This window comes from Deltaproteobacteria bacterium CG11_big_fil_rev_8_21_14_0_20_42_23 (assembly GCA_002796345.1).
Classification (GTDB): domain Bacteria; phylum UBA10199; class UBA10199; order 2-02-FULL-44-16; family 2-02-FULL-44-16; genus 1-14-0-20-42-23.
Genome location: PCXC01000081.1, coordinates 28,979 through 54,699, shown reverse-complemented (window position 1 = coordinate 54,699; position 25,721 = coordinate 28,979). Strand labels below are relative to the sequence as shown.

The 25,721-nt window shown below is 41.4% G+C and carries 23 protein-coding genes; 22 read left to right on the top strand and 1 reads right to left on the bottom strand.

Features of this window, described 5'->3' with window-relative positions:
* Positions 1-52 precede the first annotated feature (52 nt).
* On the bottom strand, positions 53-673 hold the full coding sequence (locus COV43_09435) for a hypothetical protein (GenBank protein ID PIR24620.1): 621 nt from the start codon (positions 671-673) through the stop codon (positions 53-55).
* Positions 674-835: 162 nt separating this feature from the next.
* Here COV43_09435 and COV43_09430 point away from each other — a divergent pair, with 162 nt between their 5' ends.
* The 22 genes from COV43_09430 to COV43_09325 all read left to right on the top strand — a co-directional run bounded on the left by COV43_09430 (position 836) and on the right by COV43_09325 (position 25,707).
* Entirely contained in the window at positions 836-3,847 is a 3,012-nt protein-coding gene (locus COV43_09430; GenBank protein ID PIR24619.1) for a hypothetical protein, read from the top strand.
* A gap of 121 nt (positions 3,848-3,968) precedes the next feature.
* Positions 3,969-4,880, top strand: coding sequence for a tyrosine recombinase (locus tag COV43_09425; protein PIR24618.1), 912 nt, complete (start codon positions 3,969-3,971; stop codon positions 4,878-4,880).
* Positions 4,881-4,922: 42 nt separating this feature from the next.
* Positions 4,923-5,843, top strand: coding sequence for an ornithine carbamoyltransferase (gene argF / locus COV43_09420; protein PIR24617.1), 921 nt, complete (start codon positions 4,923-4,925; stop codon positions 5,841-5,843).
* Between the two features lie 8 nt (positions 5,844-5,851).
* Positions 5,852-7,141 carry an adenylosuccinate synthase gene (locus COV43_09415; protein ID PIR24616.1) on the top strand — a complete coding sequence of 430 codons (1,290 nt, stop codon included), beginning with the start codon at positions 5,852-5,854 and terminating at the stop codon, positions 7,139-7,141.
* A gap of 85 nt (positions 7,142-7,226) precedes the next feature.
* Positions 7,227-7,583, top strand: coding sequence for a hypothetical protein (locus tag COV43_09410; GenBank protein ID PIR24615.1), 357 nt, complete (start codon positions 7,227-7,229; stop codon positions 7,581-7,583).
* 18 nt (positions 7,584-7,601) lie between these two features.
* A complete protein-coding gene (locus COV43_09405) occupies positions 7,602-8,804 on the top strand; it encodes a hypothetical protein (GenBank protein ID PIR24614.1) in 1,203 nt (400 codons plus the stop codon).
* A complete protein-coding gene (locus COV43_09400; protein ID PIR24613.1) occupies positions 8,801-10,123 on the top strand; it encodes a hypothetical protein in 1,323 nt (440 codons plus the stop codon). Before COV43_09405 ends, COV43_09400 begins: the two co-directional genes overlap by 4 nt.
* A gap of 78 nt (positions 10,124-10,201) precedes the next feature.
* Positions 10,202-10,855, top strand: a complete 654-nt coding sequence (locus COV43_09395; protein ID PIR24612.1) for a phosphoglycolate phosphatase — start codon at positions 10,202-10,204, stop codon at positions 10,853-10,855.
* Between the two features lie 17 nt (positions 10,856-10,872).
* Positions 10,873-11,121: a hypothetical protein gene (locus COV43_09390; GenBank protein PIR24611.1), complete on the top strand. Its 249-nt coding sequence runs from the start codon at positions 10,873-10,875 to the stop codon at positions 11,119-11,121.
* A 682-nt stretch (positions 11,122-11,803) separates the two neighbouring features.
* The gene (locus COV43_09385; GenBank protein PIR24610.1) at positions 11,804-12,355 is read left to right on the top strand and encodes an arginine decarboxylase, pyruvoyl-dependent; all 552 of its coding nucleotides are present in this window, start codon (positions 11,804-11,806) and stop codon (positions 12,353-12,355) included.
* Positions 12,356-12,362: 7 nt separating this feature from the next.
* Positions 12,363-13,241, top strand: coding sequence for an agmatinase (speB, locus tag COV43_09380; GenBank protein ID PIR24609.1), 879 nt, complete (start codon positions 12,363-12,365; stop codon positions 13,239-13,241).
* Between the two features lie 94 nt (positions 13,242-13,335).
* Entirely contained in the window at positions 13,336-14,805 is a 1,470-nt protein-coding gene (locus tag COV43_09375) for a hypothetical protein (GenBank protein ID PIR24608.1), read from the top strand.
* Positions 14,802-16,172 (top strand): hypothetical protein, encoded by a 1,371-nt coding sequence (locus tag COV43_09370; protein PIR24607.1) that lies wholly within the window; start codon positions 14,802-14,804, stop codon positions 16,170-16,172. Before COV43_09375 ends, COV43_09370 begins: the two co-directional genes overlap by 4 nt.
* A complete protein-coding gene (locus COV43_09365; protein PIR24606.1) occupies positions 16,169-17,881 on the top strand; it encodes an arginine--tRNA ligase in 1,713 nt (570 codons plus the stop codon). Before COV43_09370 ends, COV43_09365 begins: the two co-directional genes overlap by 4 nt.
* Positions 17,878-18,642: a hypothetical protein gene (locus tag COV43_09360; GenBank protein ID PIR24605.1), complete on the top strand. Its 765-nt coding sequence runs from the start codon at positions 17,878-17,880 to the stop codon at positions 18,640-18,642. Before COV43_09365 ends, COV43_09360 begins: the two co-directional genes overlap by 4 nt.
* 86 nt (positions 18,643-18,728) lie before the next feature.
* The gene (locus COV43_09355) at positions 18,729-20,528 is read left to right on the top strand and encodes an elongation factor 4 (GenBank protein PIR24604.1); all 1,800 of its coding nucleotides are present in this window, start codon (positions 18,729-18,731) and stop codon (positions 20,526-20,528) included.
* Between the two features lie 2 nt (positions 20,529-20,530).
* The gene (lepB, locus tag COV43_09350; GenBank protein PIR24603.1) at positions 20,531-21,256 is read left to right on the top strand and encodes a signal peptidase I; all 726 of its coding nucleotides are present in this window, start codon (positions 20,531-20,533) and stop codon (positions 21,254-21,256) included.
* 201 nt (positions 21,257-21,457) lie between these two features.
* Positions 21,458-21,985 (top strand): bifunctional pyr operon transcriptional regulator/uracil phosphoribosyltransferase, encoded by a 528-nt coding sequence (locus COV43_09345; protein ID PIR24602.1) that lies wholly within the window; start codon positions 21,458-21,460, stop codon positions 21,983-21,985.
* An 8-nt stretch (positions 21,986-21,993) separates the two neighbouring features.
* Positions 21,994-22,935 carry an aspartate carbamoyltransferase gene (locus tag COV43_09340; GenBank protein ID PIR24601.1) on the top strand — a complete coding sequence of 314 codons (942 nt, stop codon included), beginning with the start codon at positions 21,994-21,996 and terminating at the stop codon, positions 22,933-22,935.
* Positions 22,936-22,970: 35 nt separating this feature from the next.
* On the top strand, positions 22,971-24,251 hold the full coding sequence (locus COV43_09335) for a dihydroorotase (protein ID PIR24600.1): 1,281 nt from the start codon (positions 22,971-22,973) through the stop codon (positions 24,249-24,251).
* Positions 24,252-24,261: 10 nt separating this feature from the next.
* Positions 24,262-25,173, top strand: coding sequence for an RNA polymerase subunit sigma-70 (locus COV43_09330; GenBank protein ID PIR24599.1), 912 nt, complete (start codon positions 24,262-24,264; stop codon positions 25,171-25,173).
* Positions 25,174-25,188: 15 nt separating this feature from the next.
* Positions 25,189-25,707, top strand: a complete 519-nt coding sequence (locus COV43_09325) for a hypothetical protein (GenBank protein ID PIR24598.1) — start codon at positions 25,189-25,191, stop codon at positions 25,705-25,707.
* Positions 25,708-25,721: the final 14 nt, after the last annotated feature.

Below are 25,721 nucleotides of genomic sequence, written 5' to 3'. Positions count from 1 at the left end.
TGAGAATTTGTGCTTTGTGCCAGAAGGAAAGAAGAAAGAAGAAGATAAAAGCTTACTTAGAGATGATTTCAACATGAAGGATGTCGGAAGGATTTTTTGGAGAGCTCGTCACCACAAAGCGAAAAGAAGATTCACTTTTTCTCGAAAGAGTGAAGGGTCCTTCCCCAATCTTCACTCCCTTTTCAGAGGAAATGGTGTAGCTCGTTTCCCCTTTAGAGGAGCGCATTATCGCAACCGTAATCTTGGAAATAAAATATTTATCATCTTTCTTTGTGACGAGGGTTAACTCTTGTGGCGAACGTGCGGGGAACGTAAAGCCAAGATCATCAAACGTGAAAACGTCTTTCTTTCCTGCAGACGAAGACTTTGCCGTGGGTTTTCCGTCTTTAGCTTTAGGAGCCGGAGCTTTAGGGCTTGGTTTTGTTTTTTCATCTGGAGCAGCTTTGAAAGGCTTTTCCTTTTTTTGCAGGCTTGGTGCAAGAAGTGCGTGCTGAAGGCACAATGTTTCGGTAGCTGAAAAAAGCTTAGGCCCATTTTTTACCACAAGCACGAAGCTTTTGGCTTTATCTTTGGCAAACTTGCGGCATTGTTTGACGTACTCTTCACAGTCTTTGGCAAGACTTGTGTCGCCATAACGTTGTCCACATATCGAAATTTCACCTGCTGAAAGCATGTTTGCTCCTTCTCTTTTCAGTATCGGCCAAGCTTGCGAAAAGTTGCTTCCTTTTTGGCCTAAAAAAAGTGAGTTATTTCAGCGGTTTAAAAAGTGCCTTTTCTTGGAAAAAGACTTAAAAAAGGACGAAACTTTTTCCTGAAGGTGACGAACATTACTAGGATGAGAGCATTTTCAGTGAAAAGCATTTTTATCTTCTTCGTGGCCTCTTTGTGCTTTTGCACTTCTGCCAAAAGTTTTGCGGCCGTGTGCGTGGTGAAAAATGCTAACGTGTTTACACGTGGTGGGCTGCAAGAGCAAGTGGAGAAGGCCTTGGATGGTGACTGTGCTTCTTCTGACTCCATCTATCGAGAGCGCTATAATAAATACTATCCTGGTGAAACTCGTTTTCATGTCATTACGTTTCAAACCGATATGCAATTAACCGCAGATCATGAACTTGCTGCCATTCAGAATACACTGGGCGAGCCCCTTCTTCTTTTTACCGGCGATAAAAATATTCTTTTTGATGGAGATGAAAAACTGCAGTCGGCTTTTCTCCTTCAAGGGGAAAAGATTATTTTGGATGGAATACGTCTTCAATCTTTTCGTGCTAATGCCATTGAACTCTCTGGCGCAGAGCATCTTGTGATTCGTACAAGCATAAAGCGAAATGGAAAAAATGGAATAGTCGTAAAGGGAAATGATCACCTTCTTTCGCAAAATGAGATCTCTTCAAATGCACTGAATGGCGTCGTGATTGAAAGTGACGAACAGTACGATTGCGCGGGTGCAGCGGAAAAAAGAAAACAGAATATTAGTCTTCGTGGAAACACTATTCACGATAATGGCACGAGAGAAGAAACGTGTACGACTTCACGCGTGCACACTTCTGCAGCATGCGCAATGCTTGCAGCTGAAGGAAAATATTGCGCCCAAATTTTTGCGCGGAACTGTGATGATGAAAATGATGAAAGCTGTAAACAACTTCGCTTTCGGCAAGATCTGTGTAGACAAAACTTAGCTCAGCCAAATGGTGATCTTTCACAGCATGAAGCAACACAAGTTCTTTTTGAGCAAAATCCACAAGCGTATTCTGGAAGTGGAGTATTGGTTCATGCCGATGGAGTTCAATTTTCTGCCGAAAAAATTCAAGGTGAGTTGGTGCTGAATCATGTGGCGAACAATAAAAAAGCTGGAATATACGTGGCAAATGCAAAGCCAAGTTTATTTTGCAACGCTGATATTTCTCCTTCGATAAAAAACATACGAACCGTAGAGATAGCAGGGACAGGCTTCTCAGCTAATGGTGATATTCAACAGAAAAGTGACGATCTCATTATTTCACATTTTCCATTTCCTGGTGTGAAAAGTTTAGTGGGGAGCGCAGAGCGTAATGACAATACCTTGGTGATTTCTGGATATGTGCTGTTGCCTTCTGATCCGCTTGAACCTTTTTCATCCAGACACCTTTCGGCCGATGAGTTAAAGGTTGAAGTCTTCTCCTCTTCCAATGCTGGAAAAAAGATAAAAAGTCTCGGTCATGTTTCGGTTTCACCTGAGAATGGAAGATTTGTTCTTTCTGTTTCCAGTGATGAAATTCCTGAATCTCTTCGTGCCATTGTAAGCAGTACTTACTATCAACATTCCTCTGAACTAAGCCAAGTTTCTTTACTGGGGATGAGCATTGATACGGATGGTGATGGGCTGAACAATGATGAGGAAGATAAAAATGGAAATGGAAAAATTGATGTAGGCGAAGGAGAAACGGATCCCCTCAATCCGGATACAGATGGTGATGGATTAACGGATGCTGAAGAAGTAAAAATGCTTGGCCATGTTCAAGCTTATGTTCAAAGTGAAGAGGGAAGAGGGCTTCAACATCCAAGAATGCTTGATCCTAATAATCCAGACAGCGACGGCGATTGCCTTCCTGACGGGCTTGAGCTGGGTGTGACGAAAGAGGAAGTTGAATTTCTTGCTCGCCGTGCTCCTGTGAAAAAAATGCTCGTCCTTTCTCCTGCATGTTTTGTGCAGCTTCAAAAGATGAATGTTGAAATGAGTAATGTGATTCCATTCAATGTGAATGCAGACGGTGAAACGGTTGTGCAAAGTGAAAATATTGCTTTTTTGTATGACGAAAATCCAACAACGCTTACCGATCCAACACTTGCAGATACAGATAGAGACGGTCTTTCCGATGGAGAGGAAGACTGGGATTTAAATGGAGCTGTTTCTTTGCATCCCGAAACAGAAAAAAATCGTGAAACAGATCCGTTAAAAGCTGATAGTGATGGCGATGACATTTTAGATGGTGATGAAGGTGATAGAAATCGTAACAACGAACTGGATGAACGAGAATCAAATAGTTTGGAAGCCGATAGTGATGGCGACGGCGTTCCAGATGGTATTGAAGAAATTGCGGGAACGAAGTTGAATGATTGCGATAGTGATGGTGATGGACTTTCGGATGGAGTTGAGATGGGCTACAAAAGTTCCGGAGATTTTTCTAGCACCTGCCATGGTTTGAGTGATGGCGGCACCAATTATGCTTTTCCACAACGTTTGGATCCGCTGAATCCCGACAGCGACGGCGATGGCATTAGAGATGGGGAAGAAGATAAAAATGGAAATGGTTGGATTGAAGATGATGATTCTGATCCAAGCAGTGAAGATACCGATAATGATGGCATTGAAGATGGTGTGGAACTCAGGTTAGATTTTAACCACGATGAATATCCAGATTTTGAATTGGATTCCCTTGTTACTGAAGGTGCTTGTACTCCCGAATCTGCAGCTGACATAGATTGCGATACTATTCCGAATTATCTTGATGCAGATTCAGATAATGATGGCTGCCCAGACAAAGATGAACAACTGAGCGACATAAACAATAATGACATTCCAGATGTGTATGATGCCCAAATAAAGCAGTGTGGAGCATCTTCGGGAAGTTCAAGTTCTGCCAGTGCTTCAATTGGAAGTGTAATAAGCAAGCCAGCTCAAGGAAGTAGTGCTGATAAAACAAATGAAGCTTCATCAAAATTAAATTCGTTCTACATTCCTCAGTCATCGGGAGGTACCTGTTCACTTGTTGTTTCTGATGATGCATCACAACGATTCAATGTTGTAACTTTTTTCCTCCTTTTTGCTTTTCTTCCGCTTGGTCTCATCAGATTTGTGTGCCGTAAATAGAAATACCTTTTCAGAATATCTAAACAAAAACTATACCTTGAAAAAATCGGTTGCTTTGTCTGGTGAGCTCAAATATGTGAGGGCCACTTGTTTGGAGCACAGTCTTTATAAAGGGGAGCATATGACGGCAGAAGAAGTTTACAACGCGTTTTCTTCGTATCTTCGTGACGAGAGGCGCATGTCGGTGCATACGCATAAAAATTATCTGGGCGATATTCGGCAATTTCTTGATTTCCTTTTTGCAAAAAATCCTGATGTGAAGAATGATTGTTTGAAAGTTTTTGCTTCCATCGAAAGCAAAGAAGTTCGTGAATATATTCGCACTCTTTTTGACAGCAAATCTGCTAGCTCTGTTGCCAGAAAACTTGCCTCACTCCGTACTTTTTTTCACTATTGTGTAAGGTCGAAATGGATGAGTGTAAATCCAGCTCAAGATGTGGTGAGTCCAAAAATTCCAAAAAAAGTACCAAAATTTCTCACCGTCGATGAAATGTTTTCATTGCTTAAAGCCCCCAACCCAAAAGACTTTCTAGGCCTTCGCGACCAGGCGATGCTTGAGCTGATGTATTCATCTGGTTTGCGCGTGAGTGAGTTGGTATCGTTAAATGCAGACGATTTAGATCTCTCCCTCATGGAAGCCAAAATTAAAGGTAAAGGCGGAAAAGAACGTATTGTTCCTGTGGGCGAAAAGGCCTGTTTAGTTTTACATGACTACAAAGAAAAACGAATTTTTTACTATCCTCACCTCAGCGAAAAAGCTCCGCTTTTTATCAATAGAAGAGGCGGGAGAATTACCGCGCGCAGTGTAGAGCGGATGGTACAAAAATATATTAAGGTTACAGGAATACAAAAAGTGGTCACGCCGCACGTGTTACGCCACACTTTTGCTACTCACTTGCTCGGTGCTGGTGCTGATATGCGAGGAATTCAGGAAATGTTAGGTCACTCGAGCCTCTCAACCACTCAGAAGTATACTCATGTAAGTGTTGAAAAACTGGCCGAAGTTTATGATCGTACGCACCCAAAAGCATAGCTGATTGCCTTTTGTAATCCACTTTTACCGTAAAGGATGAATATGCCAAAACACCTTCGTCACATGTTCGATTTTAGCGCTGATGATATCATGAATCTTTTCGAGAGAACGGCGTGGATGAAAAAAGAACTCAAAGCGGGAAGAAGCCATAGACCGCTAGAGGGAAAAACGCTGGCGATGGTTTTTGAAAAATCCTCTACCAGAACAAGAGTTTCTTTTGAAGTAGGCATGTTTCAACTTGGGGGTCACGCGCTTAACATTACTACAGCAGCATCTCAGCTTGGAAGAGGTGAAACCTATCAAGATACCGCCCGCGTTCTTTCACGATATGTCGATGCCATTATGCATCGCACTTTTGAGCAAAGTCGTTTGGAGGAAATGGTGGAAGGCTCGTCAGTTCCTGTCATCAATGGTCTTTCTGATTTGTATCATCCTTGCCAAGTCTTAACGGATCTTTTTACTGTTTCAGAACATAAAGAAAATATTACAAACCTTAAAATTGCGTACGTTGGTGATGGCAACAACATGTGTAATAGTTGGATTAATGCTGCGCTTATTTTGGGCTTCGAACTTTCTATAGCATGCCCGTCCGGATATGAAGTGCCTCACATGATGAGAGAAAAAATCCAACAACTTGGGAAATCTGAAAAAATTCATATTGGGAATGATGCCGTTGCCGCCGTAAAATCTGCTGATGTAATCAACACAGATACCTGGATTAGCATGGGGCAAGAAGGTGAAGATGTAGAAGCAAAGAAAAAACTTTTCATGCCATATCAAGTGAATGCAGAACTTTTATCTCACGCTGCTAAGGATGCCATTGTTTTGCATTGTCTTCCAGCGCATAGAAATGAAGAAATTACAGACGAAGTGATGGATGGCCCACAATCGCGCATCTTTGATGAAGCCGAAAATCGCTTGCACGTTCAAAAAGCAATTTTAGAAAAACTTATTTTGGCTTAGGGAGTATTATGGCAACGTATGTAATTATCGGTTCTCAATGGGGTGATGAAGGAAAAGGAAAAATTGTAGATCTTTTGTCACCTAAAGTTGATTATGTTGCCAGATATCAAGGCGGCGCAAATGCAGGCCATACCGTTGTTGTAGAAGGGGAGAAAACCGTTTTACATCTGCTTCCTTCAGGCATTCTTCACGATGGGACCGTTTGCATTATTGGAAACGGAGTGGTGTTAGACCCCGATGCTTTGCTGAGTGAAATGGAAATGTTGCAAGAGAGAGGTCGCAGTGTAACTCCAAATCTTCTCGCCATCAGCAACAGAGCGCATCTGCTTTTTTCTTATCACAAACAACTTGATAAATTACGCGAAGAGCATCGTGGGAAAAAATCCATCGGAACAACAGGTTGTGGCATTGGCCCTTGTTATGAAGATAAAGTGGCAAGATTTGGAATTCGAGTTGGTGAACTTTTGAATCTGCCAGCACTTTCCCTTCGGCTTCAAGAAATTCTTATCTACAAAAATAAACAACTTAAAGATTTGGGTGGAACAGCTCTTGGCTTTGATGAGCTTTTTCAATCTTGTACCATGTGGGCCAAGCGTTTGGCTCCCTTTATTCGAGACACAACTTTTCTTCTTGCAGATGCAAAACGTGCGAATAAAAATATCTTACTTGAAGGTGCGCAAGGCACTCAGCTTGATGTTGATCACGGAACCTATCCTTTTGTAACTTCTTCCACCACAATCTCTGGTGGAGCTACAAGTGGTACAGGTCTTGGTCCCACTTCTATAGATGGCGTTTTGGGTGTGGTGAAGGCTTATACCACGCGAGTGGGAAGTGGTCCGTTTCCAACTGAACTTTCCAATGAGATTGGCGAGTACATTGGAAAAAATGGACATGAATTCGGTGCAACTACAGGCAGAAAGCGACGTTGCGGCTGGTTGGATATCAAGTTGCTTAAATATTCGGTGCAAGTAAATGGTATCACTCACATCGCACTTACAAAATTGGATGTGCTGAGCGGCCTAAAAAATCTGCAGATTTGTACCGACTATTTATACAATGGCGAATCGTTTCCAGGTTATCCCGCATCTGAAGATGAGTTTTCACAATGCACTCCGCTCTATGAAGAACATCCTGCGTGGGACGAAGACATTTCAAACGTGCATCGCTATGAAGATTTACCTGCTGCGGCACTTTCTTACATCAAGCGTATTGAAGAATTGCTTGAAGTTCCTATTTCCATTGTCTCTCTTGGCCAAGATCGACACTCAACTCTTATCAGAACTCAACTTTTTGAATGATCCTCTTTTTCTCTGGCAACATGCCGCTTGATTCTTAAGTTTTTTTCTGCTTTGTATGCACTTCCTTATTTAAGCGGAGAAGATTATGAGCGGTGTGCAAAAGTTAGAGCTCCTCGTTGTTATCATCAAACAATCGCGTTACCTCGATGATATCTTAGCTGGCTTTATGGAACTTGGCATCAAGGGTGCGACTGTTATTGACAGTAGGGGAATGGGGCAAATTCTCTCTGCGGATGTTCCCATTTTTGCAGGACTCAAAGGCCTTTTGCCCGGTGGAAATATTGGAAGTAATGTTGTTCTTTCTGTGGTCACCGAAGAACAGGTCCCAGAAGCAGTGAAGCTTATTGAAGAAACGTGCGGTGGACTCAGTGAAAAGGGGAATGGTTTCCTTTTTACCGTTCCCGTCAATACGGTTTCAGGCGCATTTCTGAAGACGCAGTAAACATATTGTTTCTCCCTTATGAAATTTATTGTCTTCTGCCTTAGTCTTGTTCTTCTTTCTTACCTTCTTTCCGAGAGGGCATTTCGCATTCGCCGATTCAAAATTGAATCTTATCTTTTTTTCATTTATGGTCTCGAATTTGTTCTCTTGGGTTTTTTCTTTGGGCCACAAGTGGCGAATATTCTTTCCATCAGCGTATTAAATGATTTTGATGTTTTGATTCACATTCTTCTCAGTTGCGTTGGGCTTTTACTAGGATTGCAACTAAGATTTTCTGATATTAAAATTTTAGCTCCTAGCAATTACGTCATTGCCATCACCCAAAACATTATTACTTTTTTGGTAGTGTCTGTGTTCTTTTTCTTTTCAAGCTATTCGTTCATGACACCAAAACTTTCGCTTATGCAATGCTTGCTGCTGTCGCTTTCCATTGGCGTGGCTTCTTCATGTTCCACACCAAAAGTGGTAGATTCTATTTCGCGAAAGTTTAAAGCTCATGGTCGTGTTTCGCGCATGCTTCGATATGTTTCTACAATTGATTCTATTCCTGCAGTGCTTTTGTTTGGGCTTGTTGTTTCTCTTTTGCACTTTAATCAATTTGTAGGTGATGCTTATATTTCTGGATGGCAATGGTTTCTTACTTCTTTGTTTTTGGGTGCGGTCTTAGGTTTTTTGTTTCATGTGCTTTTCGCATTGCGGCTTTCTGAAAACGAAAGACTCGCCATGATGGTAGCGCTGGTTGTTTTGCTTGCAGGCATATCCACTTTACTTAAGCTGTCGGCACTTTTTTGTGGAACTGTTGCTGGATTGACACTTACAAATCTCAATCTCCAAAGTGACAAAATATACAGAAGTTTAGCTCTTTCTGAAAAACCTCTTTATGGTTTACTGCTTATCATCAGTGGCTCCATTTGGATTCCGCAACTTCCTTTAGTTCTCTTTTCGCTTCTTGTTTTTTTCAGCAGGTATTTGGGAAAAGTAGTGGGAGGAAAATCCGCACTTTCATTAGCCAATGTGCGTTTAGATTATCCCGCTCGTTTTGGAGCTGCGCTGATTACACAAGGAGGAGTGGCTATTGCCATTGCACTAGATTTTTATTCTCTCTATCCAAGTGAATTGGGTTCGGTTTTGGTGACGATTGTTTTAACTACATTTCTTTTCAATGGGCTTGCCAGTATTTTTACGGTAAGGAGTTTTATAAAAACTTTGGGGGAAGGATGAAAAAGATCTTTCTTATTCTTTCCCTCGCTCTTCTTACTTATTTTATTTATCACCTGAGTTACGCCAGTGATGCTCAAAGCGGGAAAGCTGCATTTTCACTTGGTTTGCTGATAGTGATTGGATTTCTTTTTGGTCGCATCGCTGAAAAAATTCATCTTTCTCACATCACGGGATATATTCTGAGTGGAATTGTTTGTGGACCATACCTTCTTGGTTTTATTTCTTTCGATTCTATGCTTTTGCTTCAGCCTATTGACCATCTTGCTCTTGCGCTCATAGCATTTACAGCTGGTGGTGCGTTGAGACTTAAAAATGTAAAAAAATCACTGAGAACAATTTTAACCCTTACGACGTCACAAATTATAATTCATTTTTTTGGAGCTTCTCTTCTTACTTTACTGGGCTTGCATTTTTTTCATCCTCTTGGCCAGTTACCACTGTTCACATCACTTTCCATCGCAATTCTTTTTGGAGTTATTGCTACAGCAAATTCTCCAGCTGCTACGGTTGCAGTTATTGTTGAAACGAAATCGAAAGGGCGACTTACCGACATCGTTCTGGGTGTTACCGTCATTAAAGATGTGTTGGTCCTTCTCCTTTTTGTTTTTTGTATGGCACTTGCGAAAAGTTTGAACAGTGGACAGGCAATTGAATTGGGAGAACTCTCTCATGAGTTGCTCAATATGATCGCATCACTTTTTGCAGGTGGAGTTATTGCAATACTTGTTTCACTTTACCTTCGTTTTATTCGCAGAGAGTTGGTGTTGTTCGTGCTGGGGCTTTCCGTTTTCATTGTTTATTTTACAGAACTTTTACATCTTCACTTTTTACTGACGTGCCTTTCTGCAGGATTTTTGGTGGAAAACTTTACGCCATGGGGGGAAGACTTCATAACTGCAGTTGAGCGGGGATCGCTGTGGGTTTACATCATGTTCTTTTCTCTTGCTGGTGCAAGTATCAATCTTGTTGCCATGCAGGAGTATTGGCATATTGCCCTTTTCCTTGTTTTGATTCGTCTTCTCGTTACGTTTTTTGGAACTTTTGTCGGCACAAAATTGTCTGGTGAAGATGTCTTTATCCGCCGTTTTTCTTGGCTTGGGTTTATTGGACAGGCGGGGGTGAGCATTGGAATGGTTCTTTTAGTTTCTCAAGCATTCCAAGAATGGGGTGGTACCTTTAAAACTATTTGTATTGCGGCTATTGCCGTCAACGAAATTATAGGGCCGGCCTGTCTAAAATTTCTTTTGGAATACGCTGGTGAGACGGCCCAAATGCGCCTAAAAAGGCATTTAGCGCAACTAGAGCAGAAACGTGGATGATCAAAAACCCAAGTATTTACAATGGTTTGAGTTTTTTTTCTTGAAAAAATAAAGTATTTCATCTACAAGCCCCCGCTCATGAACAACCAAAAAAGTAAAGCCTATATCTTTGATCTTGATGGAACCGTTGTGAATCCTGGCACGGCCATCCCACGTTGTATCAACTATGCCCTTAAGCAGCAGGGTGAGAAGACTGTTCCTATTGAGCGTCTTAAACGTTACATTGGGTACTCTCTCGAGGAAATCTTCATTACGGTCACAGGCCGCAAAGATAAGCGCTTCGTAAAGAAGTGTATCGATTCCTACCGCGAGCGCTTTCACAAAGAAGGTATTGCCGAGCACAGGCTCTATCCCGGCATTGTGGGTTTGCTCGACGCCGTCTCTAAAGAGGCGAAGCTGTATGTGGCCAGCAACAAGCCTACAGCTTCATGTGAGATGGTTTTAGATCATTTGGGTATCCGGGGCCTGTTTACCAAAATTTATGGCTCAGCGCTCAAAAAGCCACTCTTGAAACAGGAAGTGCTTCAGCAAGTGATTAAAGATGAAAAAATTATGGAACCTGTCTTTATTGGAGACAGAGCCTCAGACATAGATGCCGCCAAAAAGTGCCAATGCACCTCTATTGGAGTTTCTTACGGCTATGGCACCAGAGAAGAACTCCGAAATGCCGGAGCAGATAGACTAGCCGAAACAGTAGGTGAGTTAAGACAGTGTTTGCTCACCAATCCTTAATAAACTGTATACTTTTCATGCATTCAAAAATGGCCCAATTTGGGTCATTTTTTTTTGCTGCTTTAAAGTTTTCCTTCACTCATCTTTTTTCTCTAGAACAACATTTTTTTTCGGTTTCACTTTCAAAAACGGAAGTGAAAATATTGAAGTTCAACTTTAAACTATTTGAAAAATATTTTGAAATTGAGATTGAAAAGTTGAGAAGGCATGTAATGAAGCTATATCAACCGTTGCCGTTCACTTCATTTTTTTCAAAAAATATTTAAACGCGAAATCACTTTTAGCGTTGATCATTGCTAAGGAAACGTTTCCATTTTTTTAGAAAAAACTACTGAGAAGAAACGAAACGCAACGAACAAAAGCAGAAGAAAAAAAGTAACTATTGGCTACAGAAGTTCGTTTTTTTTCTTTCGCTTCAAAAAAAAATAAAAAAAAATTATCACAAAAAAATCGAAAGAAGTAGCAAGCTCATTTTTTAACGCACTTCTCAAATTCACTCCTCATCATATTCCGCTGTCCGCTGCAAAAATATCCCACAAAAAGAAGACCTATAATTATATATAATTTATATGTAGATTATAAAAATAGTTTGACTATATTTATATAATTCAATAGAATTCTTTATGTCTTAAAGCACAACTAACATTTTTTCCCAAAGGAGGGGAGCTCGTATGAAAAAAAGAAAAACAGTAAAGAAAAAATCAACAGCAAAAAAAGCAACAAAGAAAAAAGTAGCGAAGAAAAAAGCTACAAAAAGAAAAAAAGCTACAAAGAAAAAAGCAGCTAAAAAAGCAGCAAAAAGAAAACCAGCTCGTAAAAAGAAGAAGTAATTAGAGATGTTCTAGGAAAGGGCGGCCTAAAAATGAGGGCCGCCTTTTTTTATGCTTGTCGTGCTTTTGGTGCTGTGTTAGTGAGCGGCCCCAAATTAAAAAAACAGAGGGAGGTTCTATGCCAGGATACGTTCCAAAAAGGTTCTTTTTCACAAAGGGTGTTGGAAGACATCGTGAAAAGCTTCAAAGTTTTGAGCATGCTCTAAGAGACGCCGGGATTGCGCCATTTAATCTTGTGAGGGTTTCAAGTATCCTCCCACCACATTGTAAAATTGTTCAGCGGAATAAAGGTGTGCTCCACCTCAATCCTGGGCAAATCGTACACTGCGTCTTGTCTGACGTTGCAACCAATGAACCTCATCGTCTTATTGCTGCCTCCGTTGGTATTTCGCTTCCCAAGAACGAAGATCATCACGGTTATATCTCGGAGCATCACAGCTCTGGACAAACTGAAAAGCAGGCTGGAGATTATGCCGAAGATCTCGCTGCCGAAATGTTAGCCACAACTTTGGGCGTGCAGTTTGACGCAGAAAAAGATTGGAACGAACGAAAAGGTACTTGGACTATTTCTGGTGAAATCGTGAAAACAACCGCCGTTACTCAATCAGCCGTTGGTGATAAATCAGGTTTATGGACAACTGTTGTAGCTGGCGTTGTTTTTGTTCCTTGAGGTAAGCATGAGTGGACATTCAATTCAATTTTTAGGTCTCAGCGAATCGGAAGCAACTTACGAAAAAGCGAAAGTTGTTTTTTTGCCGGTACCACTTGAGAAGACAACTTCTTATGCAAAAGGTACAGCTAATGGGCCAGAAGCTATTTTGCAGGCGTCTACTCAAGTAGAGTTTTATGATGAAGAAATTGATGATGAGCCTTTTCTTCTTGGGCTTCACACAAAAGCTTCGCTTCAGTTTGAAGATCTTACCTTAGAAGAATCTGTAGCACTGATTGAAAAAGAAGTTGAAGCCATTGTAAAAGATAAAAAACTTCCCTTCGTTTTTGGAGGAGAGCACACCATATCCGCTCCTGTTGTGCGTGCGGTTGGCAAGTTTCATCCAGACCTCACCGTGGTGCAAATCGATGCCCATGCAGACTTACGTCAAGAGTATGAGGGAACTCCGCTTTCCCATGCTTCGGTGATGGCAAGAATTTTGGAAAAATTTCCTGCCGTTCAAATTGGAATTCGTGCTCTTTCTAAGGAAGAAGCTCTTTGGATTAAAAAAGATAAATTGCCAGTCTTTTTTGCTCATCACATTCACCGCAATCCAGAATGGATTGACCAAGCGCTGGCGGCAATCAAAACCGAAAAAGTCTATCTTACCATCGATATCGATGGTTTAGATCCTTCCCTTGTTCCAGATACCGGAACTCCAGAGCCAGGCGGCCTTAGCTGGTTGCACACAAGCTCATTTTTGCGACGTCTTATGCAAGAAAAAGAAGTTGTTGGAATGGACCTCGTAGAGCTGATGCCAAAAGAGGGCAGTCATGGTTCAAATTTTATTGCTGCAAGGCTTGCCTCGAAGTGCATTGGTTACTGGAAAAAAGGAAAACATTTCTAAGAGAGAATGCTGCGGAAGTATTTGATTAAACGTTGCATTTTTTTTTGAGTCCATTAGGGAAACGTGATCGCGAATTCCTTGCCAAGGACCTTGAATGAAGAAAATTTTTATTCCTTTTATTTTTCTTTTCTTTTTTTCATCCCAAGTTTTTTCAGCAGATTTACACCTCAAAGAACAAGTTGAAGCATTTACGCTTCCGAATGGTATGCGTTGGTTGATTATTCAACGTCCTCAAGCTCCAGTTTTTTCTGGTGTCATTATGGTTCGTGCTGGAAGCGTAGATGAGTCGGAAGGAAAAACTGGGCTTGCCCATATGTTTGAACATATGGCCTTTAAGGGTTCGGAAAGGCTTGGTACAAAAGATTTTCGGAAAGAAGCTCCTCTTCTTGAAAAAATAAATCAACTTGAACGTGAACGCACAGAACTCTATCCCGACAAAACTTCAGAACGTTATACAGAACTCACTACAGAGCTTGCGCTCTTGTATAAAAAAATTGCCCAATACCAAGACGCCAAACAAGTATGGGATCTCATGGAAAAAAATGGGGTTGCAGACTTTAACGCCTTTACTTCAAAGGATGTTACAACCTTCCATGCAAGTTTATCTTCCAATCGTTTGGGGCTTTGGATGTATGCGATGTCCGAAATGGTGGGAAGGCCCGTCTACAGAGATTTTTACATTGAACGAAATGTGGTGATTGAAGAGCGAAGAACAAGCTTAGAAAATAATCCTGATGGATTACTCGTGGAACTTGTCTTAAACAATGCCTTTTCCAAGGGGCCATATCATTGGTCTGCTATTGGCTCCGAAGAAGACATTGCAAGACTGACTGATCTTGATGCCAAAAAATTTCACAAGCGCTCTTACGGCGCAAAGAATATGACCGGAGTTTTAGTGGGCAGTCTAGATCTTTCCGAAACGAAAAAACTTATCTCTCGGTATTTTTCTTTTTTACCTTCTGGAAAACTTTCAACTGATCCAGCTCTTCAGTTTAAAAATGGAAATGTGAGCACAAGTTTCAAATCTGAAGCTTCAAACGCTCTTGTGCTGGCGTTTCACAAGCTAACACTTCCTCACGAAGATGAGTTTGTTTTTGATATGTTGCTCACACTTCTGTGCGATGGAAAATCTTCGCGGCTTGAAAAACGACTTATCTTCGATGAAGAAATTGCATCCAGCGTAAGTTGTAGTGGCGACTTTCCAGGTTCTCGCATGGAGAATCTTTTCCTTATTTGGGCAGAGCCGGTTGGAAAAGCTTCACTGGCTCGAGTGGAAGCAAGTATTTTAGATGAGATTGAAAAGCTAAAAAAAAATCCTCTCAGTTCTGAAGAGTTGCTTCTTCTCAAAAAGAGAGTGAAGTCTTCATTTGTCTTCGCGCTTGAAAAAAATATGAATTTAGCTCTGGCACTCGCACGTTTTGAAGTTAATTTTCACAGTTGGGAACTTCTAAATGATTACCCAGACAAGCTATTTGCTGTAACAGCAGAAGACATGAGCCGTGTTTTAAAAACGTATTTTGTTCCTGAAAATATGGTGAAGGTAGAAAGGGTGCACGGGTTATGAAATACGGAAAGTATATTCTTGCAGCATGTTTCATTTTCGTTCTCTTTTCCTGCGCAAGCAAGAAGTACAATCTTGAAGAGCTTCAGAGTAAAAAGTTAAAAAGTTATGCTCCACCGCAAGCACATGTGGTGACATTAAAAAATGGTTTGCAGTGCTTCTTTTTGGAAGATCATACATTACCGGTTGTTCGTGCCTATGCTTTAGTGAAGGCTGGAACACTTCAAGATCCGCAGGATAAAGTGGGATTGAGTGAGATTACCAGCGCCTTGCTTGATTATGGTGGAGCAGGAAATTTAGGTCCGAGTGAAGTTGATAAACGAAAAGACACCTTAGGAATTGAACTGAATTCAAGTGCGGGAAAAGAATTTTCGAGTGTGAGCCTTCATGCCTTAAGCGAAGATCTTCATCCTGCTTTGGAACTTTTTCTCGACACCCTTTTTCAGCCTCAACTCAATGCAAAACGTTTGCAAACCATTAAGAAAAATTTGCTCGAGGAACTGAAACGAGAAAAGGATAACCCGCAAACCTTTGTGGAACGTGAGTTTTCGGCTTTGCTTTTTGGAAGGGATAATCCGTGGGTTCGTCAAGCGAATGCAAAAAGTGTTGCAACTATTTCACAAAAAGATGTTCGTGCCTTTCATCAAAAAGCTTTTGTTCCTTCGCAGATGATGCTTGCTGTTTCAGGAGATTTTCATGAGGAGGAAGTGGTAGACATGTTACAGCGCTACTTTGATCGTTTGCCAGCTTTTTCAGAGGCAGAAGCACTCCCTCAACCGGCTCCACTTGAACTTGCCTTTCAGGCGGAAACCAAGCACCTTGCGCGCCCACTTACCCAATCCTTTATTCGTATGGGGCATTTGGGAATAAAGCGAAGTAACCCTGATAAATATGCTTTACTGCTGCTCAACTATATCTTAGGGGGTGGGGGTTTTAGCAGCCGGCTTATGGCGGATATTAGGGTGAAGAGAGGATTAGCCTATGGGATCTCTTCAGAGTTTTCTCCACAAACGGATTATGGAGATTTTACGATTAGCGTTGCAACCAAGAGTTCGTCCACCAATGAAGTGATTGAGAGAGTGAAGCAGCATTTGGAGGTAATTGTTGAAGAGGGAGTTACTGAACATGAGCTTGCGCTCGCAAAAGATGCCCTTTTGAATCAGCTCATTTTTGCTTTTGATGCACCAGAAAAAATTGTGAAGCACGAAGTGATTTATGCTTTTTATGGCTATCCCAAAAATTATTTAGAAATATATAAAGACGAAATTGGGAAAGTAACTACGGAAAAAATAAAAAAGGTTGCAGAAAAATATCTTCATCCTGAAGCTTTAAAGATTTTGATCCTTGGACCAAAAATGAGTGAACAATGATAGAACAAAAAGTAAGAGAAGCTATTATTCAAGCTTATCATGAAGCGAGATTGGCAAAAGATTTGCAGTGCGCTTGTCCAGACATGATCGATGTTTCCCGTCCAAAGCAAAGTGATCACGGAGATTATGCAAGCAACATCGCACTTGCTCAAGCAAAGGCAGAACAAAAAAAGCCGCGAGAAATTGCAGAAATTCTTCGCACGTATCTTGTGAACAACAGTTTGTTCGCCAATGTGGATGTTGCCGGACCTGGCTTCATCAACTTTTCACTTCATCGCGATGCATATCTCAAGTTTTTAAGTATCATTTCAGAACAAGGCGATTGCTTTGGGTCTTCAGAGTTTGGAAAAGGAAAAAAAATTCAAATTGAATTTGTAAGTGCCAATCCAACGGGTCCGCTACACATCGGACATGGAAGAGGCGCTATATATGGAGATGCGCTTGCAAGCATTTTGAAAAAGGCAGGGTATGACGTTACAAAAGAGTATTATGTGAATGATGCCGGTGTTCAAATGCGTACGCTTGGACTTTCCGTTTTTCTTCGCGCTTTAGAACTAAAAGGACAGAAGATATCTTTTCCCGAAGATTGCTATCAAGGTGATTATATCATCTCTCTTGCTGCTGATGTGTTGAAGCAACAAGCAAATTTATTTTGCGATGAAAAGAAAGAAGAAGCCATTGCCTTTTGTGGTAGCTACGCAGGTGATCTTATTTTAGCCGAGATCAAGCAAGACTTGAAAGATGTTGGCGTTGAGCACGATGTTTATTTTTTCGAAACAGAACTTCACAAAGCAAACAAAATTCAAGAGGCATTAGATTATTTGCAGACCAAAGGTTTTCTCTTCGAACAAGATGGCGCGCTTTGGTTTAAAAGTCAGGAGTTTGGAGACGATAAGGACAGAGTGCTGCGCAAAAGTGATGGGAGTCTCACCTATTTTGCTGCCGATATTGCCTATCATTATCACAAATACCAGCAAGGTTTTGACCGCGTTATCGATATTTGGGGAGCCGATCATGGCGGCTATGTAAAGCGCATGGAAGCTGCCGTTCAGGCCATGGGGTATTCTGCGGATCACTTTCAAGCGGTGTTAATTCAGTTGGTCAATTTGCTGCGGAAGGGTGAGTTGGTTTCCATGTCTACCAGACGTGCTACCTACGAAACCCTGGCAGATGTTACCAAAATGATAGGAAAAGATGTTTGTCGCTATTTCTTTTTAATGCGTTCGCATCAGGCGCAGTTAGATTTCGATCTTGAACTGGCCAGGACTGCATCTCCCGATAATCCCGTGTTTTATATCCAATATGCGCACGCTAGAATTGCCAGCATTTTCCGAAAGGCAGATTCTCTTGGTATCAAGTTGTCTTCGTCTCCAAACCTGCAGCACCTTTCGTTGCCGGCGGAATTAGAGCTGGTTCGCTTTTTGCTGGAGTATCCAAAAGTTCTGCTTGCGTCAGCTACGTACTTGGAGCCACATCGAGTTGCCTTTTATTTGTTAGACCTTGCCCGTAAATTTCAAACGTTTTATAGTCTCGCAAAATCAGATGATCGCTACCGTGTTCTCTCTGACGATAAGGCAATAAGTGAGGCCAAGCTCTATCTCTTGAAAAATATTCAGATTGTGCTACGAAGTGGTCTTACAACCTTGGGGATATCAGCTCCTGAAGAAATGTCGCGTGAGCAAAGCGAAGAAAGCCGGGAGGATGTGTGAGCGAGTACCAACGCCATAAAAAACAGCAACAAGACGATAGCTTTTTTTGCAGATTTACCTTTGGGCAATTTTTTTCCATTCTTTTGCTTGAAGTGTTTACGCTCTTTTTTGTTTTTTATCTGGGAGCGAAATATGGCGCCGATTTTTTAGGTCTTCCCGTTTCTCTTGAAGCTTCACAAACTGTTGCCGATTCACCTTCGGATTATTCACCAAAGCTTACCGTTCAAACCACCGATGATCCTGAAGTTTTAAAGTTGGCTCAAGAGTTAATGGATAAAGCAAAAACACCAGAGCTTAAAGAACGCATAGCAGCGATGTTGCAGGCAAGGCCCACGCAAGATAAAGTTGATGCGATGAAGCAAGAAGCTGTGCAAATTGTAAAAAATGGAGTGGAAGTGAAACAAGAAGCAGCAACAGAAAATATGGTTGCAGAAAAAATTGAAGCAAGCCCAAGTGAAGAAGTTGCTGATAGCCCTGATGCAACACCATCGGGAGTTGTGCGTGTAAAATCTTCCGACTCTGCGCGATATTCAATTCAAGTGGGTTCATACCCAGAGCTTCCAGAAGCAAACGGTATCGTAGAAAAATGGAAAAAGCTTGGCTACCCTGCATATATGATGATTGCTGACATTCCTGACAGGGGCCGTTGGTATCGTGTGAGAATTGGTGGTTTCAATTCAAAAGACGAGGCAAGTGGTTATCTTTCAGATTTAAATAAACGAGAAGGCGTTGAAGCATTGGTTGTTTTAAATGAGCAGTAAGGAATAGACCTCTTGTGAACATTTAAAATAATTGGGTTAACTCTCTTCACATCAGTTACGAATTTCCGTAATCAAGTATTTTCTCTATGGATAAAAATCATATACGAAATTTTTCAATTATTGCTCATATTGATCATGGAAAGTCTACACTTGCCGATCGAATTTTGGACATAACAGGCGCTGTGAGCGATCGTGAAAAGCGAGAACAGTTCTTAGACCAGATGGATATTGAACGCGAGCGAGGGATAACCATTAAAGCGCAAACGGTAACTTTGCCTTACACTTCACTTGCTGGTGAAAAGTATGTGCTCAATCTTATTGATACTCCGGGCCATGTTGACTTTCACTACGAAGTTTCACGTTCACTTCAAGCATGTGAAGGCGCTCTTCTCATTGTTGATGCTACGCAAGGTGTGCAAGCGCAAACTATTGCCAATGCTCTCATTGCCATGGCGGGAAATTTAGAGATCATCCCCGTCATAAATAAAATCGATTTGCCAAGTGCCGATGTTGAACGAGTAAAAGAAGAAATTGAGGAAACCCTTGGTATTGATGCATCTCTTGCCATTCCTGTTTCTGCAAAAACTGGAGCTGGAGTAAAAGATTTGCTTGAAGGCATTGTGAATTTTCTTCCACCTCCAAAAGGAAGTGAAGAAGAACCGCTTCGTGCTCTCATTTTCGACAGCTGGTTCGATGTCTACCAAGGTGTGGTGGTACTGGCCAGAGTAGTGGAAGGAAAAATTGCCAAAGGCATGAAAGTGCACTTCATGCATTTGGGAAAAAGTTTTGAAGTGTTAAAGCTTGGCCAATTTACGCCGCTTCCGAAGGAGATTAATGAACTCACAGCTGGTGAAGTAGGTTTTGTTGTTGCTAATATTAAAGACGTGGTTGATGCGCAAATTGGAGATACCATTACTTCTCTAGATCGTCCCGCTGCAAATCCTTTGAAAGGTTTTCAAGAAGTAAAGTCGATGGTGTTTGCAGGTTTGTATCCCGTAGATTCCGCGCAGTACGAAGATTTGCGCGAGGCACTTGAAAAATTAAAACTCAATGATGCGGCGTTTACCTTCGAGCCCGAAACTTCTTTAGCACTTGGTTTTGGATTTCGTTGCGGCTTCTTAGGTTCACTTCACATCGAAATTGTTCAAGAACGTCTCGAGCGCGAATACAACATCAATCTTATTTCCACTGCACCAACGGTTGTCTACAAGGTGGAAACCCATAGCGGAAAAGAACTTGAAGTTCATAGTCCTGCCAAACTTCCCGATCCTTCAGAAATTAGCCAAATTTTAGAACCATATGTGTTGGTCACCGTTCATACTCCCTCAGAATATTTGGGAGGTATTCTTGGGTTGTGTCAAACCAAGCGTGGCGAGCAGCAGCACATGGAATATTTTGGTCGCGACCGAGTGATGGTTCAGTATCTTTTGCCCTTTAGTGAGCTGATGGTAGATTTTTACGATCAACTCAAATCTGCATCACGCGGATATGCTTCACTGGATTATGAATTAAGAGAATACAGAGCTGCTCCACTTGTAAAATTGAGTGTTCTTATCAACGGAGATAACGTCGATGCCTTGTCCATTATTGTCCACAGAGACGAAGCCCAACGGAGAGGAAGAGACCTTGTTGCAAGAATGAAAGACATCATCCCGCGGCAAATGTATGATGTTGCGATACAAGCCGCTGTCGGTGCAAAAATTATTGCGCGAGAAACCGTGAAGGCAATGAGAAAAGATGTAACTGCAAAATGCTACGGCGGAGATATAACTCGAAAAAGAAAGCTCCTCGAAAAACAAAAAGCTGGAAAGAAAAGAATGAAACAAGTGGGAAGTGTAGAAATTCCACAAGAAGCTTTTCGAAGTGTACTCTCAACCAAAAAGTAAGGATGAACATGAAAAAGAAAAGCAAATTTCGTGAATATGCTGAGGCGCTTATCATTGCCGGCCTTGTAGCCTTTGTGGTGCGTGCGTTTGTGGTTGAAGCCTTCAAAATTCCAAGCGGCTCGATGATTCCAACGCTTTCAATTGGAGATCATATTTTTGTGAATAAGTTTGCTTATGGTGTTCGTGTTCCTTTTACAAAATATCGTCTCATCGATCACGGAGTTCCTCATCATGGAGACGTGATCGTGTTCATTTATCCAGAAGATGAAAGCCTCGACTATATTAAGCGCGTTATTGGTCTTCCGGGTGACAAGATTACACTTCGTGGCAGTGAAGTATATCTGAATGGGCAACAGCTTCAAAGAAAGAAGCTTGAGGTGAGCCAGGCTTTAAGCAGTAAGCGTGTCCTCGAACTCAAAAATGGTGATATCAGACGCATTCCCTATGTTTCCGGATGGAATGATTTTGATTTTTACGAAGAGTACTTCGATGGCAAGAAATACGTTGTGCAATACGAAAAGTATGTTGGCCGGGAAGAGCGCGAAATCACTGTCCCCGAGGGCCATCTCTTTGTGATGGGCGATAACAGGGATAACTCCAGAGATAGCCGAGAATGGGGCTTTGTGCCCATCGAAAACTTGAAGGGAAAGGCGTTGTTTGTTTGGCTTTCTCTCGATCGCGATCAAGGTGGCATTCGCTGGCACGAGTTTGGGCGGATGATTAGATAAAAAGCAGCCTTTTGCCAATTAGCCGTTGACATTCAGCTTCAGATCGACAAGATCAGCACCCGAAAATGTACGAATACGATGGAAAAATCAGCAGCTGTAAGTTTTGCCTCCCTGGCTTGACGAGGGAGGCTTTTTTTTAACTACGTTCATGTTTTTTGGCTTTTGCAAAAAGCCAAAGATGAGCATCACGAAGGAGTTCTTATGACCGCGCGCCTCTTGATGAGCGAAAGCCAGATGGATCAAGCTATCGATATGATAGCCCGTAAAATTGTTGAAGATGGAACAGACAATGTTTCTCTTGTTGGGATTCGAACAAGAGGCGTTCCTCTTGCCACATGGTTAGCAAAAAAAATTGAAGCTGTGCAAGGTAAACCTATTGAAGTGGGAATGCTCGACATCAATCTTTATCGTGATGATCTTTCAGAAGTGGGCGAACAACCCTGCGTAAAAAAGACTGAGCTTCCATTTTCCATTAACGGTCGCGGAATTATTTTGGTTGATGATGTGCTGTACACTGGCAGAACCGTGTGCTCGGCGTTGGATGCCTTGCTTGATTATGGTCGTCCACGTTTTGTAAAACTGATGGTGATGGTTGACCGTGGCTGGCGAGAACTTCCCATTCAAGCAGAGTATGTTGCCAAAAAAATTGAAACCACTTCAAACGAAAATGTAAAAGTCATGTTTCAAGAAACGGACAATATTAACCAGGTGAGCATCAAAACCACATAGGATATTTCATGAGCAACTTATCTTGCCGCCATCTTCTCTCTATTAATAATCTTTCAAACGCAGATGTAGAGCTTATTCTAAGCACTGCAGAAAGTTTTAAAGATATTTCTGAACGTGAAATTAAAAAAGTTCCAACGCTTCGTGGAAAAACAGTAGTTAATTGTTTCTTCGAAACCTCTACACGAACCCGCATGTCTTTTGAGGTTGCGGAAAAACGACTCTCGGCAGATATCTTAAATTTCTCAGCTTCAGGAAGTGCCATGTCCAAAAAAGGGGAAAGCCTCAACGATACTCTGCTGAATATTGAAGCGATGAATCCTGATGTGTGGATTATTCGTCATGGTCAGTCTGGGGCAGCAAAGCTAGCATCAGAGCTTGTTTCCGGCCATGTTATTAATGCAGGAGATGGTGCTCACGAACACCCAACTCAGGCGTTGCTCGATTTGTTTACGATCAAAGAAAAGAAGAAAAAAGTAAAAGGCTTAAAAGTTGCTATTGTGGGCGACATCGCTCATTCGCGTGTTGCACGAAGTAATATGATTTTATTTTCGCGCATGGGAATGGAAGTGTTTGTTTCTGGCCCGCCAACATTGATGCCTCCAGGGTTAGAGCAATACAATGTAACTGTGGTAACAAATACAGAAGAAATAATTCCCGAACTTGATGTGTTGATGGCGCTTCGTATTCAACGCGAAAGAATGGGAGAGCAATATTTTCCAAACGATCTCGAATACGCAAAATATTTTGGAATTGATGATGAAAAATTAAAAGGCGCAAAAAATGATTTAATCATTATGCATCCAGGTCCCGTAAACAGAGGTGTAGAACTTGCCCAGTCTGTCATTGATGGTCCTCGTTCTGTTATCCTTCCCCAGGTAACAAATGGAGTTGCGATTAGAATGGCGCTTCTTTACTTACTCATGGGAACCCATGACGAGACTGCACAATAATATTTTCAGGCGAAAGCTTAGAAAGTGAAAAAAAAATGAAGTGCGTGATTATAAACGGAAAAGTATTTGATCCTTCACAACAATCAGAGAAAAAACTAAATCTTGTGATCGAAAAAGGAAAAATTCTTGCGCTTGAAGAAAAATATACTCCACAAAAATCAGAAAAAATTTTTGATGCAAACGGTTTGCATGTATTCCCCGGATTCATAGATGGATACGCTCATTGCGGCGAACCTGGTTTTGAATATAAAGAAGATCTTCGAAGTTTTTCTCAAGCTGCCAACAAAGCTGGATATACTTCAGTTTGCTGTACGCCAAAAACTTCTCCTGTAAACGACAACGCTTCAACAAATGCTTACATTATTTCAAGAGCAAAGGAGATTGGGCTTGTTGATGTTTTTCCCATTGCAGCTCTTACCAAAAATCATGAAGCAAAACAGATGGCAGATATTGGTGATCTTTCTCAAAGCGGTGCTGTAGCGCTTTCTCACCTGTATACTGCCGAGACACTTTCAAGTGGAATGCTAAGAAGAGCAATGGAATATGCCTTAAGCTTTAATCTTCCCATTCTTTCTACGGGTTACGATAAAACGCTTTGCGTTGATGGTGTGATGCACGAAGGAAATGTTTCTACGCGACTTGGCCTAAAAGGAATGCCGGCCTTAAGTGAAGAAATTTTGCTTTCTCGAGATTTAATGCTTGCTGCTCTCACCGGATCAAAGCTGCATGTTGCACACGTAAGTTCTGCCGCAGGTGTTGATCTGATTCGAAAAGCAAAAAAGCAAGGTGTACAAGTAACTGCAGGTGTTTCGGCTTACCATCTTTTTCTTACAGATGAAGCCTTGTGTGATTACAATCCTAACTCAAAAATATATCCACCTCTTCGCACACAACGAGATCAAGAGGCTTTGCTGGCGGCCTTAAATGATGGAACGCTCGATATTGTAGTGAGCAATCACGAGCCTCATGCTGTTACTGATAAAGAACATGGTTTTGATTTTTCTCCCTTTGGAGCTTCAAGTATAGATGTAGCAAGTCTTATTGTGTTCACCCTTGTGAAAGAGAAAAAACTAAGCCTAAAACGTGCCCTCGATGCCCTCACTGCATCGCCTGCTCGAATCTATGGTTTGAAAGGGAAGGGCAGCCTGCAAGTTGGTGCCAATGCTGACATCTGTCTCATTGATCTGGATGAGGAGTACACCCTTCAAAGTACACATTTTGCATCTCGTTCCAGAAACGCTCCACAGAAAGAGTGGAGATTACAGGGAAAGGTGAAGGGTGTTTTTAAAGCTGGACATCACGTGTGCGAACAGTAATTTTGCGATCATGAAAGACAAAAAGAAAAATCTTCCCACATCTTTTGGTACGTTGGCAAAACAAAGTGAATTGTCAAAGTATCTTCGTGAAGTTCATGCCTATCTCATGCTTACCGAGCAGGAAGAAAAAGATCTCTTCAAACGCTATCGTGAAACTGCCGATGTTGAGGCTGCAAAAAAATTGGTCATGTCACATTTGCGGCTTGTAGCAAAAATTGCTCTTGAGTATCGCTCAGCTTATCAAAATGTTTTGGACTTACTTCAAGAAGGAAATCTTGGTCTTCTCAAGGCTGTAAAAACCTACGATCCAGATAAAGGTGCTAGGCTTGGTTATTATGCTCAGTGGTGGATTAAATCTTATATTCTCAAATACATCGTTGACAATTTTCGTCTTGTAAAAATCGGAACCACCAAAACGCAAAAGAAATTATTTTACAATCTCATTCGTGAAAAAGAAAAAATCGAAGCCATGGGGTTTGCTGCAACGCCAGCGGTGCTTTCAAAGCAGCTTGGTGTAGGTGAAAAAGATATCATCGAAATGGAAAAGCGGCTAACGCAGTCAGAGTATGCCTTAGAGGCTCCCATTGGTTCAAAATCAGGTGATGAAAGCTCCGCGCAATTAAGAGATTTTCTTCCAGCTGAAGAAAAACCTGCCGATGAAGTTTTAGCAGATGAACAGTCGCAAAATATTCTTGAAAATATGTTTAGTGAATTTTCAAAAAATTTAAACGAACGAGAGCTACATATTTTTCAAGAACGTTTATTAGCAGAACTTCCAAAAACACTTCAAGATATTGCAGACGAATATGGAATCACCAAAGAACGTGTGCGACAAATTGAAAGTAAAATGATCAAAGAATTAAAAAAATATTTCGAAGAAAAAGGTTTAAGTTTAGAAACCATCGGACAAACACATCCGTAATTTTTTTTTTTAAAAATGCAGAAAGATACTTTGAACTTCACCATCCAAAAACCCGACGCATCTCACTTAAACAATTTAGCAAAACTTCACTTGAAGGTATGGCAGCAAAGCTATGTAGGCATTGTCTCTGCGGATTACTTGGATAACTTACGTGTAGAGTATTATCTTCAACTGTGGAAAAGTTTTTTTCAGAAAAAGAAACATGATCAAGGTACTTTTGTTGCTCTGCAAAAAAATGAAATCATTGGTTTCGTAAGATATGGAAGTCCTCGAGAAGATCTTGAAGGTGGTGAAATCTACGCGCTCTACATTGACAAAACCTTCCAAGGTCAAGGCCTCGGTAAGGCTTTATTTTTGAAGGCCTGTAGCGAGCTAAAATGCCTTGGATATAATGCGTGCTATCTCTGGGTGCTTAAAGCCAATGAAAGCGGGCGCGGATTCTATACCCGTATGGCGGGAAAACTGGGTGGAACAAGGGTTATAGAGATAGGCTCTCAAACTTTAGAAGAACTTAAATTTACGTATAAACTCTAAATGATAAGCAGAGA